This window comes from Legionella pneumophila subsp. fraseri, assembly GCF_000586315.1.
GTDB lineage: Bacteria > Pseudomonadota > Gammaproteobacteria > Legionellales > Legionellaceae > Legionella > Legionella pneumophila_B.
In genome coordinates, this window is record NZ_JFIM01000058.1 from 1 (window position 1) to 1201 (window position 1201).

The window sequence follows — 1201 nt, forward strand, 5'->3', positions numbered from 1 at the left end:
TGTAGTAGTTCAAACTTGATCTGACAGTTACCGGTTTTTCAAGAAGTGTCTGTCAGGTCAAATTTAGTTTATAAATTTTTCCATCCAGATTTGTTTATCCTCTATCAAAGTTTGCATTGGAGTACGACCACAACACATTTTACCTTGATGAGTTCGTTGATTATTATAGTAATCCATCCATTCGTCCAGATCTTTTTGTAATTCATCGATTGATTCGTAAATTTTCTTTCGAAATGTTACTTGATAGAACTCTTGTAAAATCGTTTTATGGAAACGCTCACAAATTCCATTTGTTTGTGGTGAGTTTGCTTTTGTCTTCGTATGGTCGATATTATTAATCGCCAAATAAAGCTGATAATCATGGTGCTCTACCTTTCCACAATATTCTGTGCCTCTGTCAGTTAAAATTCGCAGTATAGGCAAGTTGTATTGCTCAAAGAATGGTAAGACTTTGTCATTGAGTATATCTGCTGAGGTAATCGGTATTTTTGTCGTATAAAGCTTGGCAAAAGCTACTTTGCTGTAAGTATCAACAAAGGTTTGCTGAATAAATACGACCGACTCCTTTAAGCGTACCTACATAAAAAGTATCTTGAGAGCCGAGGTAACCAGGGTGGGCTGTTTCAATTTCACCACATGCTTCATCATCAAATTTCTTTTTCTCCAAAGCGCTAACTTGCGCCTCTGTTAATATAATCCCTTCAGAGGCTACTTTGGCCTCTAATGCTTTTAAACGGTCTTTAAAATTGGCAAGTTCATAGCGCAACCAAATACTACGAACACCACTAGGAGAAACAAAAATACCTTGTTTACGAAGCTCGTTGCTCGTGCGCTGCTGACCATGTGCTGGAAATGCTATCGCGTATTCCTTGACTGCTAGCTCGACTGATTCATCTACTCTATTTTTGATATTAGGTTTTCTTCGGTTTTGATCAAATAAAGCATCAATGCCTCCCGATTCAACCGCCGACTTATAGCGATAAAAAGTATCTCTGGATAAGCCCATTACTTTACATGCTTTAGAAACATTTCCTAATTCTCCAGCAAGGTTTAATAAGCCAACTTTATGTTTAATGATTTTAACTGTATTATCTATCATGAGAGTTTTCCTCTTGGTTTTGTTTAAAGTTCGCACTTCTATCAAAACCGGAAACTCTCACTTTTTCAAGTAGTTGTGTCAGATTAAGTCGAAACTAATTCA

Annotated in this window: 1 pseudogene; it reads right to left on the reverse strand. The window is 36.7% G+C overall.

The window, feature by feature from the left end:
• Positions 1–38 precede the first annotated feature (38 nt).
• A pseudogene (locus CC34_RS01000000116440) lies at positions 39–1099 on the reverse strand (IS481 family transposase).
• Positions 1100–1201 lie beyond the last annotated feature (102 nt).